The organism is Rhizobium sp. BK289 (genome assembly GCF_014193575.1).
Taxonomy (GTDB): domain Bacteria; phylum Pseudomonadota; class Alphaproteobacteria; order Rhizobiales; family Rhizobiaceae; genus Rhizobium; species Rhizobium tropici_C.
On record NZ_JACHZO010000016.1, the window covers coordinates 82,326 to 99,738 of the forward strand.

At 59.6% G+C, this 17,413-nt stretch carries 12 protein-coding genes; 8 read left to right on the forward strand and 4 right to left on the reverse strand.

The genetic code is table 11. The features are described 5' to 3' along the window. Positions 1-144: 144 nt before the first annotated feature. From FHT84_RS25595 to FHT84_RS25615, 5 genes are all read left to right on the forward strand, one after another. Positions 145-852 (forward strand): 3-oxoacid CoA-transferase subunit A, encoded by a 708-nt coding sequence (locus FHT84_RS25595; RefSeq protein ID WP_112342452.1) that lies wholly within the window; start codon positions 145-147, stop codon positions 850-852. Further along, positions 849-1,538 carry a CoA transferase subunit B gene (locus FHT84_RS25600; protein WP_112342453.1) on the forward strand — a complete coding sequence of 230 codons (690 nt, stop codon included), beginning with the start codon at positions 849-851 and terminating at the stop codon, positions 1,536-1,538. The genes FHT84_RS25595 and FHT84_RS25600 overlap by 4 nt, the downstream gene beginning before the upstream one ends. A 112-nt stretch (positions 1,539-1,650) precedes the next feature. Beyond that, a complete protein-coding gene (gene pcaF, locus FHT84_RS25605) occupies positions 1,651-2,856 on the forward strand; it encodes a 3-oxoadipyl-CoA thiolase (RefSeq protein WP_112342454.1) in 1,206 nt (401 codons plus the stop codon). A gap of 147 nt (positions 2,857-3,003) precedes the next feature. Next, the gene (locus FHT84_RS25610) at positions 3,004-5,331 is read left to right on the forward strand and encodes a cation:proton antiporter (RefSeq protein WP_112342455.1); all 2,328 of its coding nucleotides are present in this window, start codon (positions 3,004-3,006) and stop codon (positions 5,329-5,331) included. A gap of 135 nt (positions 5,332-5,466) precedes the next feature. Continuing rightward, entirely contained in the window at positions 5,467-6,669 is a 1,203-nt protein-coding gene (locus tag FHT84_RS25615; RefSeq protein ID WP_112342510.1) for an MFS transporter, read from the forward strand. A gap of 41 nt (positions 6,670-6,710) precedes the next feature. Here the strand turns inward: FHT84_RS25615 and FHT84_RS25620 are convergent, their stop codons facing one another. Together FHT84_RS25620 and FHT84_RS25625 are read right to left on the reverse strand one after the other, a co-directional pair. Next, positions 6,711-7,094 (reverse strand): ester cyclase, encoded by a 384-nt coding sequence (locus FHT84_RS25620; protein ID WP_112342456.1) that lies wholly within the window; start codon positions 7,092-7,094, stop codon positions 6,711-6,713. Positions 7,095-7,138: 44 nt separating this feature from the next. Further along, positions 7,139-9,079 (reverse strand): bifunctional diguanylate cyclase/phosphodiesterase, encoded by a 1,941-nt coding sequence (locus tag FHT84_RS25625; RefSeq protein WP_245430358.1) that lies wholly within the window; start codon positions 9,077-9,079, stop codon positions 7,139-7,141. Positions 9,080-9,521: 442 nt separating this feature from the next. On the opposite strand from FHT84_RS25625, the gene FHT84_RS25630 reads away from it, so the two are divergent. Next, positions 9,522-10,367, forward strand: a complete 846-nt coding sequence (locus tag FHT84_RS25630) for a class I SAM-dependent methyltransferase (RefSeq protein WP_245430359.1) — start codon at positions 9,522-9,524, stop codon at positions 10,365-10,367. Positions 10,368-10,752: 385 nt separating this feature from the next. Here FHT84_RS25630 and FHT84_RS25640 read toward each other — a convergent pair whose 3' ends face one another. Beyond that, positions 10,753-10,995: a DUF1127 domain-containing protein gene (locus FHT84_RS25640; RefSeq protein ID WP_112342459.1), complete on the reverse strand. Its 243-nt coding sequence runs from the start codon at positions 10,993-10,995 to the stop codon at positions 10,753-10,755. Between the two features lie 414 nt (positions 10,996-11,409). Continuing rightward, positions 11,410-12,969 carry a radical SAM protein gene (locus FHT84_RS25645; protein ID WP_112342460.1) on the reverse strand — a complete coding sequence of 520 codons (1,560 nt, stop codon included), beginning with the start codon at positions 12,967-12,969 and terminating at the stop codon, positions 11,410-11,412. A 720-nt stretch (positions 12,970-13,689) separates the two neighbouring features. Here FHT84_RS25645 and FHT84_RS25650 point away from each other — a divergent pair. Both FHT84_RS25650 and FHT84_RS25655 read left to right on the forward strand, forming a co-directional pair. After that, positions 13,690-14,889: an MFS transporter gene (locus FHT84_RS25650; RefSeq protein ID WP_112342461.1), complete on the forward strand. Its 1,200-nt coding sequence runs from the start codon at positions 13,690-13,692 to the stop codon at positions 14,887-14,889. A 383-nt stretch (positions 14,890-15,272) separates the two neighbouring features. Continuing rightward, positions 15,273-17,156, forward strand: coding sequence for an MFS transporter (locus FHT84_RS25655; protein ID WP_112342462.1), 1,884 nt, complete (start codon positions 15,273-15,275; stop codon positions 17,154-17,156). The last annotated feature ends 257 nt before the right edge of the window (positions 17,157-17,413 follow it).

Sequence of the window (17,413 nt, forward strand, 5' to 3'; positions counted from 1 at the left end):
CTCGATTTTGGCATCATTTTGTGCGTTATATGAACAAATATCAAATAACGCACAAAATGATTGCCGTCCAGCCCGTGCTGATCTATTCGAAAGGAAGAGGACGGGCGCCTTGGTCCGCCCGCATTGGCAAGTGGGAGTTTGCGCATGGATAAGACAATTGCGAGCACGGCGGCTGCCGTCTCCGAGATCGGTGATGGTGCGACCGTCATGATCGGCGGATTTGGCGGCTCCGGCGCGCCGATCGAACTCATTCATGCGCTGATCGACAAGGGCCCGAAGAACCTGACCGTCATCAACAACAATGCCGGCAACGGGCGTATCGGCATCGCTGCAATGATCGATGCCGGCATGGTCAGGAAGATGATCTGCTCCTTCCCGCGTTCATCCGATCCGCGCGCCTTCACGGACCGCTATCTGGCGGGCGAAATCGAGCTGGAGCTAGTGCCTCAGGGGACGCTTGCCGAACGCATCCGCGCCGGCGGCGCCGGCATTCCAGCCTTTTATACCCCAACCGCCTATGGCACCGAACTCGCCAACGGCAAGGTCATCGCCGAATTCGATGGCCGCCATTATGTTCAGGAGCGCTGGCTCAAGGCCGATTTCGCCATTGTCAAAGCCCATGTCGGCGATGTGCAGGGCAATCTCATCTACAACAAGGCCGGCCGCAATTTTAATCCGCTGATGTGCATGGCCGCGGCCAAGACGATCGCACAGGTCTCGAAAATCGTTGCCGCCGGCGAGCTCGATCCCGAGCACATCGTTACCCCCGGCATTTTCGTCAACGGCGTCGTTGAAGTCGCCGATCCGCAGCAGGAAGAAAATCTCATTCGAGCCGGAGTGGCTTACGTATGACCATCGACACACGCGAAGACATCAAGCTCTCCAACGCGCAGATCGCCTGGCGCGCGGCTCAGGATATCGAAGACGGCGCCTATGTGAACCTCGGCATCGGCTTTCCGGAAATGGTCGCCCGCTACCAGCCTCCGGGCCGTCAGGCGATCTTCCACACCGAAAACGGCATACTGAATTTCGGCGAGCCGCCGGCGGAAGGCGAGGAAGATTGGGACCTGATCAACGCCGGCAAGAAGGCAGTCACGCTGAAGCCGGGTGCCTCCTTCTTCCACCACGCCGATAGCTTCGCCATGGTGCGCGGCGGCCATCTGGATGTCGCGATCCTTGGCGCCTATCAAGTGGCGCAGAACGGCGATCTCGCCAATTGGCGCGTCGGCTCAAAAGGCGTGCCTGCCGTCGGCGGCGCCATGGATCTGGTTCATGGCGCCAAGCAGGTCTTCGTCATCACCGAACATGTGACGAAGGACGGCAAGCCGAAACTGGTGGAGGCCTGCACGTTCCCGCTGACGGGCGTCGGCTGCATCACCCGCATCTATACGAGCCATGCGGTCATCGACATTGCCAAGGAAGGTTTCGTCGTGCGCGAAAAACTCGCCGCAATGACGATGGATGAACTGCAGGCGATGACCGGCGCGCCGCTTCATACCGATCGCCCCGTCGCCGACCTCATCGTGCCGAAGCTCTAAAGCGCGTTGCTATCTTTCAGATTTGCGCGCAATGCTTTAAGCTTATAATATTTCGTATGCCGTTGTCGCAAATCCGCTGCCCGTTTTTGCGCGCCGCCGCAGGGAGAAGACCATGACCGAAGCCTTCATTTGTGACTTTATCCGCACCCCGATCGGCCGCTTCGGCGGATCGCTTTCTTCCGTCCGCGCCGACGATCTCGGCGCCGTGCCGCTGAAGGCGCTGATCGAGCGCAATGGCTTGGTCGACTGGGAAGCCGTCGACGATGTGATCTATGGCTGCGCCAATCAGGCGGGCGAGGACAATCGCAACGTCGCGCGCATGGCAGGCCTGCTGGCCGGCCTGCCAATTTCGGTGTCGGGCACGACGATCAACCGCCTTTGCGGTTCAGGCATGGATGCCGTTATTACTGCCGCCCGCGCCATCCGCGCCGGCGAGGCTGACATCATGATCGCCGGCGGCGTCGAAAGCATGTCGCGCGCCCCCTTCGTCATTCCCAAGGCCGAAAGCGCCTTTTCGCGCAATGCCGAGATCTACGACACCACCATCGGCTGGCGCTTCATCAACCCTGTCATGAAGAAGCAGTATGGCGTGGATTCCATGCCGGAAACCGGCGAGAATGTCGCCGAAGACTATAGGGTCAGCCGCGAAGACCAGGACGCCTTTGCCGTTCGCTCGCAGGCAAAGGCTGCGGCAGCGCAGGAGAACGGCCGGCTTGCCAGGGAGATCACCTCGGTGACGATCCCGCAGCGCAAGGGCGATCAGGTCGTCGTCGGCAAGGACGAGCATCCGCGCGCCACCACGATGGAAGCACTCGCCAAGCTTGGCACACCCTTCAAGAAGGAAGGCGGCACGGTGACGGCCGGCAATGCTTCCGGCGTCAATGATGGCGCTGCCGCGCTGATCATTGCTTCAGAGGCAGCTGCCAGGAAATACGGCCTGACGCCGATTGCCCGCATCCTCGGCGGCGCGGCCGCCGGTGTTCCCCCGCGCATCATGGGGATCGGCCCGGTTCCCGCCTCACGCAAGCTCATGACGCGCCTCGGCATGCGCCAGGAACAATTCGACGTCATCGAATTGAACGAAGCCTTCGCTTCGCAGGGGCTTGCCGTGCTGCGCGAACTCGGCATCGCCGATGACGACGCGCGCGTCAACCGCAACGGCGGCGCCATCGCGCTTGGCCATCCGCTTGGCATGTCCGGCGCCCGCATCACCGGCACCGCAGCTCTGGAACTGAAGGAAACCGGCGGCCGCTATTCGCTCTCGACCATGTGCATCGGCGTCGGGCAGGGCATTGCCATCGCGCTGGAACGCGTCTGACTTTCCAATCAGTTTTGGTCCGCCGCTCCAAGGGCGGCGGACCGGCTTGCCGTCCCGATGCCGGACAAATCAAGACGGCAATTGCCGATGCCATCTGGAACGGCAAAGGCTCTGGCGCGTTTTCCTGCTGCTCAGTGGGATCGATCCATGCCGTCACGCCAGAGAACCTCGAAAGTATTTCCTTCAAGCGCACTTACCCTTCCCATCGCCCTCATCCTATCGCTGTCGATCGCGCAAATCGCCTTCGCGGCTGATGGGCAAAAGGCCAGCCATGCCTCCGAAGGGCTGTTTCTGGCGCAGATCGTCCTGCTTGTCGTATCGGGCAGGTTGCTTGGCGAATGGATGGTGCGCATCGGCCAGCCGTCGATCATGGGCCAGATCATCGCCGGCATCATTCTCGGCCCCTCCCTTTTCGGCCTGGTGCTTCCGCATGTGCAGGCCAGCATCTTTCCCTCGGATCCAGGCCAGAAAAATATGACCGATGCAATCGGTCAGCTCGGTATCCTCTTCCTTCTGCTGCTGGCTGGCATGGAAACCGATCTCGGCCTGGCAACGCGCCTGCGCAGATCTGCTGCGGGCGTCTCGCTCACCGGCATCGCTATTCCCTTTGCCGCAGGTTTCGTCCTGGGAGAGCTCATCCCAGACGCCTTGCTTCCCGATCCCGGCAAGCGGCTCGTCACATCTCTCTTTCTCGGTACTGCGCTTTCCATCTCTTCGGTGAAGATCGTCGCTTCCGTGGTGCGTGAGATGGATTTCATGCGCCGGAACATCGGCCAGCTGATCGTCGCCTCCGCCATTATCGACGATACGATCGGCTGGGTGATCATCGCCATCACCTTCGGCCTCGCCGAAAAGGGCACGGTCGACCTTTCGACTCTGGCAACCAGCGCGATCGGCACGCTGGCCTTCATGGCCGTCAGCTTTACCATTGGCAGGCGGATCGTCTTCGAAATCATTCGCTGGACCAACGACAATTTTCGCAGCGACCTGCCGGTGCTCAGCGCCATCGTCGCGATCATGGGCACGATGGCGATCATCACCAATCTTATCGGCGTCCATACCGTGCTCGGCGCCTTCGTCGCGGGCATCCTCGTCGGTGAATCGCCGATCCTCACCCGTCAGATCGACGTGCAGCTTCGTGCGCTGACGACGGCGCTGTTCATGCCCGTCTTCTTCGGTCTGACCGGCCTGCAGACCGATCTCACCATGCTCGCCGATCCCTCCATATTGTTGCTGACGGCGGCCGTCGTCGTCATTGCCAGCCTCGGCAAGTTCGGCGGGGCTTTTGCCGCCGCCAAGATCAGCGGCTATTCGGGATCGGAGGCCCTCGCTCTCGGCTGCGGCATGAATGCGAGGGGATCGACGGAAGTGATCGTCGCGACCATAGGCCTGTCCGTCGGCGTTCTGGACGAGAAGCTCTTTTCCGTCATCGTCGCCATGGCCGTCATCACGACGATGGCGATGCCGCCGACGCTGCGCTGGGCGTTGGCACGCCTGCCGCTGCGCGACGAAGAGCGCGATCGGCTCGAGCGCGAGCAATTCGAAAGCGAAAGCTTCCTGGCGAATTTCGAACGCATCCTGCTGACCGTCGACGGCTCGCAAAGCAGCCGCCTTGCAATCTGGATTGCCGCCTTCTTCGCAGTGACGCGCAAGATGCCGGTCACCGTTCTCGACGTGCGCGAACCGAAGGAGGCCGAAAGGGAGCCGGAAATGGCAACTGCCGCGGAACCACCCTCGCAAGCCCGAGCCATTGCCGAGGATCTGCGCCAATGCGCAACCGATCTGTTGTCGTCGGCGCCACCTGACAAGGACATAGGCGCCGAAAGCGATATCCACGTCACGGCTCGGGAAAAGGATGGTGAGCTCGAAACCATGCTCGGCGACATCTCGGACAGCGGCCACGACCTTCTCTTCACCGGCATCGAGCCTTCGATGGGAGAGGACGGCCGCTTCAGTGAGACCCTGCAGGTCATGACCTCGGCCTTCAAGGGAACCTCCGCCATCGTCACTGCGCGCGGGGCGTTACCGGAGCGCCCCCAAGATCTGCGAATCCTGCTCCCCGTCAGCGGTACGGAGCGCTCCGTCAGGGCGGCGGAATTCGGACTTGCCGTTGCCAAGGCGGCAAACGCTCATTGCGCCGTGCTGCTGATCGTCGAACCACGGCAGGCAAGAGCCATTCCGCGCATCAGCGACCGCGGCAGCGATAATTGGGAGGTTATGAAGACGGTCGGCGCGATTGCCGACTACTACGGCGTCAAAATCGAAAAAGTGGTTCAGCAGGGACCTTCGCCTGAGCTTTCGATCCTGCGCCATGCCCGCAGCGGAAAATATAATCTGATCGTGCTCGGCGTGAGCAAGCGGGCAAGCGGCAGCCTTTCCTATGGTGGCGTCGCGGACACTCTCCTGCAGACCGCCGACAGATCATGCATTTTCATCGAAACCGACCTGGCTTCTTCGCAGATAGTTCGCGAATAGCCCGGTCTCGCGATGCCGGGCCTCGAAACCGGGATAGATCAAGGGAATCAATAAAGGGCATCAGCACTATTCATTGTTCGGCCGCTACGCCGTAGGCCATAGTGGCCGGCAGCGCGACTTTTTCAGAGCTCGATGATGTCCGAACTGACCCTTTCGCATAACCATGAAGAAGCCGATATGCGGGAGGGGTGGAAAGTCGTTGCCGCCACCCATGCTCTGACAGCCGTGACGTTCGGAGCCGCCTATTCCTTTTCCGCCACCTTCCCTGGGCTTGCCGCAGAATTTAGTGCCTCTCGCGGCGAGATCGCTTTCGTCTTCTCCATTTCCGCTTTCCTTTTCTACTCCCTGGGGGCGATTGCCGGACCGCTTGCCGATAGATGGTCGCCGCGCAGCCTGGTTCTTCTGGGGTTAGCCGCTATGATCCTTGGCTATATAGGCGCCACTCGTGCCGGCTCTCTCCTATCGCTTTATATCTGGTATGGCTTTGGCATCGGGTTTGGGATCGGCCTGTCTTACGTTCCAGCCCTTGGGGTTGTGCAGTCCTGGTTCATCCGCAAACGAAGTCAGGCCTCGGGCATTGCGACAGCGGGCATTGGCATCGGCACCCTCGTTCTGCCTTTCGCAGTCGGCCAGGCACTTCCGTCCATCGGTTGGCGTGGATGCTTTGTCGCCCTCGCATTCATGCTTGCGGGTTTTGGCGTGCCGGCTGCAATTGTCATGCGCAAAAGGCGCGATAATACCAATCCGACCTCGCCTCAGGCGAACAGCCATGCAAATGCTCTCGCCATCTGGCGCGACAGCAGATTTCGCCTTTTCTATATCATGCTCATCCTGTCGTCCTTCTGCACCTTCATTCCCTATGTGCATATCGTGGCAGCCACCCTGGATATGGGCCTCTCGCTTCAAGATGGGACGGTTCTTGTAAGCCTCATCGGCGTGGGTAACGTCATCGGGCGCTTTTTTCTGGCCGGTCTCGGCGATCGCCTCGGCCGCCGCCGGCTCTTGGCATCGCTGACATTCGCGGTCGCAGCCTCGTTCGCCCTGTGGGCATCGGCAACTGGCATGATCCAGCTGGCATTGTTCGCGTTGACTTTCGGCATGAGCTATGGCGGCTGCGTCGGGCTTTATCCGGCTGTGGCCGCCGATCTGTTTGGGACGCGCCATATCGGCGCTGTCCTCGGATATCTCTATACGGCAGTGGGTATCGCGGCCTTGATTGGCCCAACGGCCACGGGTGTCATTTTCGATCACACCGGCAGCTATTTAGGTCCTATTGCCGTCAGTGGCCTGGCCGCCTTCATCGCCGGTTTCATAGCGTTGCGCCTTGATCATAAGTAGCTCTGCCATCGGCGGCCGTTTCCGAACCTGATCGTCAAGATCTATAGCTGAGCCGCAATGGCAGCCTTGTCGATGATCGACCAGACGCTGCGGATCCGAGCGTCCCGAAACTCGTAGAAGACGTTCTCCGAAAATTGGACCCTCCTGCCGTTCACCGGCATGCCGAACAGCATCCCCTTTGGCGTACAATCGAACTGCAGGCGGCTGGCGACATGCGGCGGCTGGCAAATCAACAGGCTAATGTCGAAACGGAGGTCGGGGATTGCCAGGAAATCGCCCGCGAGCATGTTGCGATAGCCGGATAATCCGACATAGGCGCCGTTGTAGTGAACATCCTCATCGACAAACCTGCCAAGGTTTGGCCAGTCTTGCCGGTTCAAACAGGCGATATAATTTCGGTAGATCTCGGAAAGGTTGACGCTCATGACGCTGCTGCCTTTGCGGTGACGCTGAGGACCAGCACCGGCGCTCAGGCCGATGCCTGCCAGCGTCGGTGTCCCGCACGGCGGACCACGATCGGATGCTTGAGCGGCGGTGCGGGCCTGCCGATATGGTACCCTTGAACGGCATCGATGCCAAAGGATTTGACGAGATCGAGCTGCTCTTCGTTCTCGACCCCTTCGACAAGAATGCGATGCCCGCGATTGCGCACCAGGCCGATGATATCTTCGAGAAGGATCTTGGCGCCGTCGCTGTTTGTCGCGTCGTGAAGAAACGATTTGTCGATCTTCACGGTTTCGAATTCCATCAGGCGAAGCCAAGATAGACCGGCAAAACCCGTGCCGAAATCGTCCAGCCAGAATTTGATACCGAGCCTCTTGAGGTCCTGGACGCTGTCGAGCACGTCGGGGCGTATTTCCATATCGACGCCCTCGGTGATCTCGAACGCAAGCCTGTGCCCGGAAACGCCGGTTTCGGCCAGGATGGCGGCCACCTGTGCCGCAAAGCCCGGCGCACGCAATTGGATCGGGGAGACGTTGACGCTGACCGTTTCGACGACGTCGCGGGATAGCAGCTCGCAGCATGCCCTCCTGATCGCCCAGTAGCCCAATTCGATGATGGCCCCCGTTCGCTCCGCTATCGGAATGAAGATCGCGGGGGAAGAGCTCGAGCCATCGAGCAATTGCAGGCGCATCAGGGCCTCATAGGCGCCGATTTCCCCCGTCTCGAGATATTGGATCGGCTGATAGACCAGAGAGACAAGGTTCTGCTGGATGGCGATCTTCAGTATCGCCGCGATGTTCTCGCTGGCGTCACCACCCGGAAGCTCGTTCGGATCGAATATTCTGGCGCAGTTGCGGCCGCTCGCCTTTGCGGAATAAAGGGCGCGGTCGGCTTCATTGATGACATTTTCCAGCTTGGTGCCGGCTGCATCCCTCGTGACGGTCGCCCCAACGCTGACGGTGACGTGCTGGAAGCCGTCGAGCCGCTGGGCATGAACGATATCCAGCGCCTCGATCCCCTGGCAAATGGCTTCCGCCAACGCCAGTGCGTCCGATCCGCGCTCAAGATCGAGGATGACGATGAACTCTTCGCCGCCGTATCGTCCGACGGTCGCACCCAGAGGCGCCACGATATCCGACAAGGCATTGGCGACCGTGATGAGGCAATGGTCGCCTTCCTGGTGCCCATAATAGTCATTGTATTTTTTGAAGAAATCGACGTCGACCAGCAGGACCGCAAATGCCACGCCATCCTCACGCCAACGCTCCCAGAACTGCTTGAGCCTTATATCGGCCGCCCGGCGGTTTTCCATTCCGGTAAGGGAGTCGGTAATGGACAGGCGCAGAAGCGCCTCGCCGCGTTCCGCCGCCTGGCGCTGCTGCAGTTCGGCTTCCCTGGCATTGAGAAAGACGTTGAAACGCTCCTTGTTCAATTTCCAGTTCACATAGGCGGTGAACACGAAACAACAGAGATAAAAGGTCGTAAAGGCCAGGCAATAGGCCGGGCTGTAATGGAACTCGGCAAGCGATAGCAGAAAGATGGCGAAGATCATCCCCGATGACGCAAGAGCGAGAGCAAATTCGAGGCTGAAGAACAGATTGACGCCCATCATGAAAATGGCGCCGAAGGCGGCGTAATAGGAAAAAGCCTCGGCATTGGCAGTCTGCAGCGTCGGCACGAGCCACACGACATACCCGAAGACCACGGCGCTCGCGCATGTCGTCTCAAGCTCTCCGGCGCGACGCTGGCGCGCAAACTGGATCTCCAGAACAAGGAGCGAGACGCCGCCGATGAAAAAACGCGCCGGAATCGTCACATGGGAGACATCGGGAGTGAATATCAGGTCGGTGATCAGGAAAAGAATATAGACCGGCACCGCAAGCCAAAGGCCGCTGCGTGCCAGGGTACGACGCGCCTCGTTGCCATAGTCCTTGTAGAGCGCACGAAGCTCGGCAGGATTGCTCATCAAGCGAGCCTCTTTCCAGCCAAGACCGCTTCCTCCCGACAATCGACGCATACTCATCATCACCCGAGTTAGCCGAGACTTCATGTCCACCGCTTTACCTTTGCGTCGCTCGACTGAACCAATCACTCGCTTGACCAAGGCGGCTAATTTGATCCGTTTGATAACGACAGCGTTGCCGCAGTGACATTAACAAAACCATAGCGCTCATTTTTTATCTGAGATATGGTTTGCGGAGTGTTCACGGACTCGTTTAAAATTGAAACAATTTCAAACTGCTCTTGATGGCTATAGCCTCGTTACCGCGCAATCCATCTCGAAACATACGAGATCATCGAGTAACAGTCTTACAACCGAGCAAATTAAAGAGGGCGAGGCCGAACTTGCCCTTATTCTCTCTTTGGCACAGCAGGCATTTGAAGCCAGTGCACCGGTTCAGGGCATCATGAAAGCCCTGACGGAGCGCCTGCAGGCGTTGAAGAACAAGGTGACGCCCCGGACCTGGACGCATCTCACCGCCACTGCGCAGACGCATCCAGTTTCGTCCTTCCTGCTTCAGGACCCTCTGACCCGATGGTCCTTCGAAAAGCCGCGCGGCTATAGCGGCGATGCCTATCTGCTGGACTTCATTTATGAACATCCGGCCGTCGCCGAACAGGTGAAGGAAGCCTCGGCGCTGGGCGCCGAAGTTTACGATTTTACCCGGCAAGCCGCGTCCGCCGTTGCCGTGCGGGAGAGGCGTGATCTTCTGGCGGCGCATGTCGATGCGGTGGCCGAAAAGAACGACAAGGCCGAAATCCTGGCGATTGCGGCTGGCCACCTTCGTGAAGCGGAGCGCTCCCAGGCTCTGCAAAGCGGCAGGCTCAAGCGCTGGATCGCGCTCGATCAGGATCCCGTCAGCGTCGGTACCGTGAGTTCGGCCTTCCATGGCAGCTGCATCGAAGCGATCAACGGCTCTGTCCGCACCATTCTCGGGCGCGCGCAGAAGCTTGGCACGTTCGATTTCATCTATGCAGCCGGTCTTTACGATTATCTTGCCGAAAGCGTCGCCGTTCGGCTGACGGAGCGCTGCCTGCAGATGCTGAAGCCAGGTGGCAAGTTCCTTCTCGCGAATTTCGCAAAGGATATCGGCGTCGAAGGCTACATGGAAACCTTCATGAATTGGCCGTTGATCTGGCGAACGAATGAGGATGTGCAGTCGATCATCGACAAGGTCAAGCACCCGGTCACGGATGTTTCGGTCACGCGCGGTGAAAACGGCGGCGTCATCTATGCGGTCCTGACCGTGTAACCCGAAGGCATGGCAATTGGCTAAACCGCGTGCGGCTTGGCCGGCGAAGACGGAATAAAGCAACGAGCAGAAGATAGACCAGGATGATGGCTGCCAAAGCGGCGAATGTCGCTGCTTCCTGCGCGATGACCTGCACTCCGTCCACGATCGAACAGAGCGATATGTCAACGGTCATCGTTCGCGCCACAGCAGGGGAGACCATCGATTGCCATCCCCCGCTGATGGCGGTGAAGCCATTTTTATGGTAACCGGCGGCGTACAGAACCATTCGGGTCTGCGCCGCCGATCATGCGTTTCATACCCTGGACGTTGTCGGTCAAGGCTATTTCCGGGCCGGAATCGATCGGCGGAATGGGATGAAGCGCTCATGCCCATCCTTTTCGGCCTAACCGAAGCGGCGCAGGTGTAGCGCCAGGGAATTGAACTGGCTCGGAGTGTCCTCCCGCTCCGGCAGACCAATGTCACGAAGCTGATGATTCGATAGTTCGGACACCTGCATGCGCGTTTGCCGCTGCCTCCAGACGACAAGCAGCAGAGCCCTTGCGGTCCTCCAGACACCGAATTTCTGGCATAGTTCGTCGATCGTCGCCGTCAAACTGTCAGCAACTAAAAATTGTGAATGCGTCATCGTCCTTCCTGGCGCAATTACGCAGCCAGGTCCTCTTGAAGCTTGACCGGCTTCAGGAGCAAGCGCGCAAAACATGCGCGGATTCATTCCCTGGGCAGGTCACGATGCAGTTATGGGAAAAGTGCCTAAACGGCGGTAGATAAAGCCTTTATTGGCTTTAAATAAAAGCTCGTCGTGTGGTTGGCATGGTGCATACCAAGCCAGCAACGAGCATTCCGCCGGAGACGTATGTAAACATTCGTGTATGATGCATGTCACGCCTCCTCTGTTTGATTTGCGGATGGGTATATAATACGCGAGATCGGAAAAACGGCAACCCCACAATTTCGAATTGCAGGAATCTCACGCCTGGTGTTGCGCCGGCGCAACAACAAAACAGGCTTCGTTGCAATGAAGCTCTTCGCCGAAGCGTCGCTAGAATGAGTTGACGATGCCACCGCCGGTGCGCATCTGCTGGACCATGATATGGGCATGGTAGTGCATGGCACACTTGATCGCGTAGATTTGCAGGATGATCGGAGAGCGGCGATGCCGCAGCAGATTGAGAAGCCGCCGGCGATAGACGGCGCGCAGATCCGCTTCCTTCACACCACGCATCAGGCGAACGAAAATTCCAGCCGCCTCCATCGCCCATGTTGCGTTGAGAACCAGCAGCCGCAAAGGATGGCGACGAAGGTGCCGTAAGCGGGTGCTTTCCGGTTCGATATGAGCATCGATGTAAAGCGCATCCAGCCGGTCGAAGTAAGCCGTCGGTTGATGCAGATCGCTAAGGACGGAAAGATATCCATCCCGCAGCGTTTCACGCGAAAGATTGAGCGGAATGACGTTGGTGCCGAAGGCGGGCGGATCATCGTGATCGAGCCTCCCCTCCTTGGCAAGACGCGTGTAGAGCGGCGTCTTCGGAATCGCCGCCAGCATGCCGATCATGGCGTTGACGATGCGCGCATCCTTGATGAAGACGCGCTGCGCATCGAAAATAGTCGCATCGTCGCTGTCGAAGCCGAGGATCATGCCGCACCACACTTCCATGCCGGTCTGCTGGATCGCGTGGATCTTTTCCAGCATGGTGCCGCCCTTGCGCAGGTTCTGCAGCTTCTTTGTTTCCCGCAACGCCTCCTCGTTCGGTGTTTCGATGCCGATGAAGACGACGCGGATATTGGCATCGACCATCAGCTGCATCAGCTCCGCATCGTCAGCCAGATCGATCGACGCTTCGGTGAGGAACGTCATCGGATAATGACGTCTTTCCTGCCAGGCGACGACATCGCGCAAAACCTCCTTGATCGCCTTCTTGTTACCGATCAGATTGTCGTCGACGATGAAGGCCGTATCCATTCCAGCGGCCAGCAGAGCCTCCATCTCGGCGATGACCTGGGCGCTGGTCTTGATGCGCGGCTTGCGGCCGAAGACCACGATGATATCGCAGAAATCGCAGGTGAAGGGACAGCCGCGCGAGAACTGGATGCTGCCGACGGCATATTCATGCATCTTCAGGAGGTCGAAGCGCGGCACCGGCACCTTGCTCATATCCGTTCTGTCGGACTGTTCGTAGCGCCGCGCATGGTTGTCCTGCCGCCATTCGCGCAGGAATTTCGGCCAGGTTTCCTCCGCTTCGCCGATGAAGGAGACATCGACGAGATCGCCGAAATAGTCTTCCTTGACCGTAACCCAAGGTCCGCCGACGACGGTGAAGCAATTGCGTCGTTTGAGCTCGATCAGGATTTCCGTCATCCGGAAGCGCTGGACGATCATGCCCGTCAGCGCAACGATGTCGGCTTTCTCGCAAAGGTCGTAGTCGATCGGTTCGATATTCTCGTCCAAGAGTATAACGGTATGTTCCGCGGGCGTTAGCGCCGCAAGCAGCGGCAGACAGGCAACGGGCAGGTTGGCCTTCACATCGAACAGCGGAAGCGCGTGTTCCATACCCCAATAGGAGGTTTCGAAACGCGGATTAATGATGACGATATGAGCCATTGAATATGCCGCTCCATGACGTAAAGATCTGGTTCGGTATTGCTTTGAGGCTGTAAATCATTTGTAGCTGCTTGAGCTCGCCTTCGGCTGCGAAGCAGGGTCTTCCAGCATCGAGGCGGCTGTTTTAGCAGCCGTATATGAGCTCAAGATTAAATTCCGGGTGCCGACGTGCCGACAGCGGTTGCAACGCGATGCCGACAGATCGGCGTCCTCATGACTGCGGAACGACACCGATGTCTGACAGGGCCATCGCGTCTGCGAGATGTTCGGTGGGGAACCTAGGTCCGATTTCGACATGGGGCTGGATCGTCCAGGCCACCGACCCGCAAGGCGCGTTCTTCTCGCTGGTTGCTCCGGTACACTGATTTTCACCCTGCCCTTGTGGGGGAGGTCGGAGCATAGCTCCGGGGTGGGGTGATCGCCGCAACCTTTGCAGCCAAGCAATTGTCACCCCCACCCGCCGCTACGCGGCGACCTCTCCCCTCAAGGAGAGGTATCACCCTACCGCTTAAAGCTACCGAGGATTCCTCACGCCGGGGCACACGCGCCCTGTGGGCGATCTGGCCGCCAGACTTTCAAACGTATCGCCCGCGCAGCCGATGAAAATTTTTCCGGCGGCAATGTCGAAATCGTCCCGACGCAATCGTCTTTATTCCAGACATGGTGAGAAAGGATATTATCCGATCTCTCGCGCCGAACCGGGCTGGAAGGAGCTGCGAAATGAATTCGTCCTATCGTTGGGTAATCGTCGGTGCCGGTGCGCTGATGACCTGTGTTGCGCTCGGCGCGATGTTTTCCTTAGCGATCTTTCAGGTGCCGATTGCCGCCGACACGGGCTGGTCGCATGCCGGCATCGCCGCCGCCATGACGTTGAATTTCCTGACCATGGGCTTGGGCGCCTTCGCCTGGGGTGCGGCAAGTGACCGCTTCGGCATCCGCATCGTGGTGACGATCGGTGCGCTGCTGCTCGGGCTTGCACTGGTCCTGGCGAGCCGCGCCGGCTCGCTCCTGCAATTCCAGCTGACTTACGGCATTCTCGTCGGCCTCGCCGCCAGCGCCTTTTTCGCGCCCATGATCGCGGCGACAACCGCATGGTTCGACAAGGGAAGAGGCCTGGCGGTGTCGCTGGTGTCGGCCGGCATGGGCGTCGCGCCGATGACGGTATCGCCTTTCGCCCGTTACCTTATTTCCGCCTATGACTGGCGCTTCGCTATGCTTGTCATCGGTCTCATGGCGTGGGTGCTTCTGATCCCGGCTGCCCTGCTGGTGCGGCGCGCGTCCGTTCTGGCGGAGACCTCCGGCTGGGGTGGGCAGGCGGAGGAGAAGAGCGTGCCGCTCGGCCAGATCTTCCGCTCGCCGCAATTCATCGTCCTTGGCGCCACCTTCTTTGCCTGCTGCGCGGCCCATTCCGGACCGATCTTCCATATGGTCAGCTACGCCACGATCTGCGGCGTAGGCCCTATGGCTGCCGTCAGCATCTACAGCGTCGAGGGACTTGCCGGGCTCGGCGGCCGCCTGCTCTATGGTACGCTTGCCGACAGGCTCGGCGTCAAACCGGTGCTGATCGCCGGTCTGCTGGTACAGGCGGCAGCACTTGCCACCTATCTGCTGGTCAGCGAACTCGGCGAATTCTATGCACTGGCGATCGTTTTCGGCAGCGCCTATGGCGGCGTCATGCCGCTTTATGCGGTGCTTGCCCGCGAATATTTCGGGCCGCGTGTCATCGGCACCGTCTTCGGCGCGGCATCGATGCTTTCGAGCATCGGCATGGCGGCCGGGCCGCTGATCGGCGGCTGGATATTCGACAGCTTCGCCAATTATTCGTGGCTGTTCATCGGTTCGTCCATGGTCGGTCTGGGGGCCGCCGGTATCGCCCTTGCCTTTCCGCCGATCCGGCGCCTGCGGCTGCAGCCGGCGTGAGACAGGCCCAGAGCGGCGCAGACGCGGACCTGTGACCTCCGGCACGCGGCACATTTCAGATACGGCTGATGCCAGTCTTCCTGGCGCCGGCCCCGTGCCGCGAGTACGCCGTATTAGCGCCCCGTAGCGATATATTCGTATTTCTTGATGCTTTACGCACAGTTTTCCATAGCGACAGCGGTTGCAGGCATTGCAATTTTCAATTTTTAGCCAACACTCGCAAATGCATCAGGTGCGTGATCTCCCGGGGGAGGAAATCGGGAGAGCACCCACTGGCGCGACTTTCCGCGCCCATCGGCAGGAAAGTCCTGCGTAATGTCATTATGGGGGACATGACACGGGTCTTTTGACCATGTCCCTGGTGCAATTGGGAGGATTGATTCATGGCATCCACGTCCGTGGCCGAGACGAACGGTCGAGGCATGACCAGGGAAGAGAAGAAGGTCATCTTCGCCTCTTCGCTCGGCACAGTGTTCGAATGGTACGACTTCTATCTCTATGGGTCGCTGGCCGCTTTCATCGGCGCAACCTTCTTCAGCGATTATCCGGAGGCGACCCGCAATATCTTCGCTTTGCTGGCTTTCGCCGCGGGCTTTCTCGTCCGGCCATTCGGCGCCCTGGTCTTTGGACGCATCGGCGACCTCGTGGGACGCAAATATACCTTCCTCGTCACCATCCTGATCATGGGTTTCTCGACCTTCCTGGTCGGCGTTCTGCCCGGCTCGGCAAGCTGGGGCATCGCCGCTCCCGTCATCCTGATCATCCTGCGCCTGCTGCAGGGCCTGGCGCTTGGCGGCGAGTATGGTGGTGCCGCCACCTATGTCGCCGAGCATGCGCCCGACAACAGGCGCGGCTACTACACGTCGTGGATCCAGACGACGGCAACGCTCGGTCTGTTCCTGTCGCTGATCGTCATCCTGATTGTCCAGAATGCCCTCGGCAAGGAGGCTTTCGCGGCCTGGGGCTGGCGCATTCCCTTCCTTCTCTCCTGCCTGCTGCTCGCCATCTCCGTCTGGATTCGGCTCTCGCTCAGCGAATCGCCGGCCTTCAAGAAGATGAAGGAAGAGGGCAAGGGCTCCAAAGCGCCGCTTTCCGAAGCCTTCGGCCAATGGAAGAACGCAAAAATCGCCCTCATCGCCCTGCTCGGCCTCACTGCCGGCCAGGCGGTCGTCTGGTATGCCGGCCAGTTCTACTCGCTGTTCTTTCTGCAGAACGTGCTGAAGGTCGACGGCCAATCGGTCAACATCATGATCGCGATCGCGCTTCTGATCGGGAGCGGCTTCTTCGTGTTCTTCGGCTGGCTGTCCGACAAGATCGGCCGCAAGCCGATCATCATGGCGGGCCTTGCGCTGGCGATCCTCACCTATTTCCCGCTGTTCAAGGCGCTGACCAACGCCGCAAACCCCGCCCTCGCCCAAGCGGAACAGACGGTCCACGCCACGGTGACGGCAGCTCCCGGGGATTGCACATTCCAGTTCAATCCCGTAGGAACCGCCAAGTTCAACAATTCGTGCGATATCGCCACGTCCTTCCTGGCGAAATCTTCCGTGCCCTATACGATTGTCGAAGGTCCAGCCGGTCAGCCGGCGACGATCAAGGTCGGCGACGCGACCATAACCTCCTATGACGCAACGGCGGCAGGTGCCGGAGCAGCAGCGAAGAGCGCGGCATTCACGCATGACATGAACCTTGCCTTGCAGAAGGCCGGCTTCCCGCTGGCGCGCGACGCCGCCAAGGTTCCCGACGCCAAGCTCGATGCCTTCATCGCCGCCAACCCGGAACTCGGGCTGAACGCCGCAACCGTGCGAGCGGGCGATAAGACGGTGACCCCGGTTGCCGATCTCATCAAAGCGAAACTGCTGACGGCGGATCAAGCTGGCGGCGCGACAGAGATGCCGGTCTACACCATCGCCAACGGCGGCGCCTTCAAGATGGTTGCCGATCCCTCGGCCATCAATTGGCCTTTGACCATCCTGATCCTGACGATCCTCGTCATTTATGTGACGATGGTCTACGGCCCGATTGCCGCGATCCTGGTGGAGATGTTCCCGACCCGCATCCGCTATACCGGCATGTCGCTGCCCTATCATATCGGCAATGGCTGGTTCGGCGGCCTGCTGCCGGCAACGGTCTTCGCCATGAGTGCCGCAACGGGCGACATCTATTACGGCCTGTGGTACCCGATCGCGATCGCTGCGATGACGCTCGTCATCGGCCTTATCTTCGTTCGCGAAACCAAGGGTATCGATCTCAACGCCATCAAGTAACGCTGGAAAGCCCGGCCTGCGCTGTTGCGGGCCGGGCTTTTCTTCGCTTGCCTTGGGAGGCCTTGATCGACGCGCGTTCAGGCACCGCAAAAAGCGTGCAGCAATAGCAAGAGGGAAAAGAGCACCATGAGGCCTGCCAGGACATGTTGCAGGATCGGCCAAATGCGTCGGCTTGCAGCGAAGCTCGGTCGGGCCGCAAGGGATGCAAGGTAAAGAACTGTGTCCATAAAAACTCCTGGCGCATATATCCGAATGGC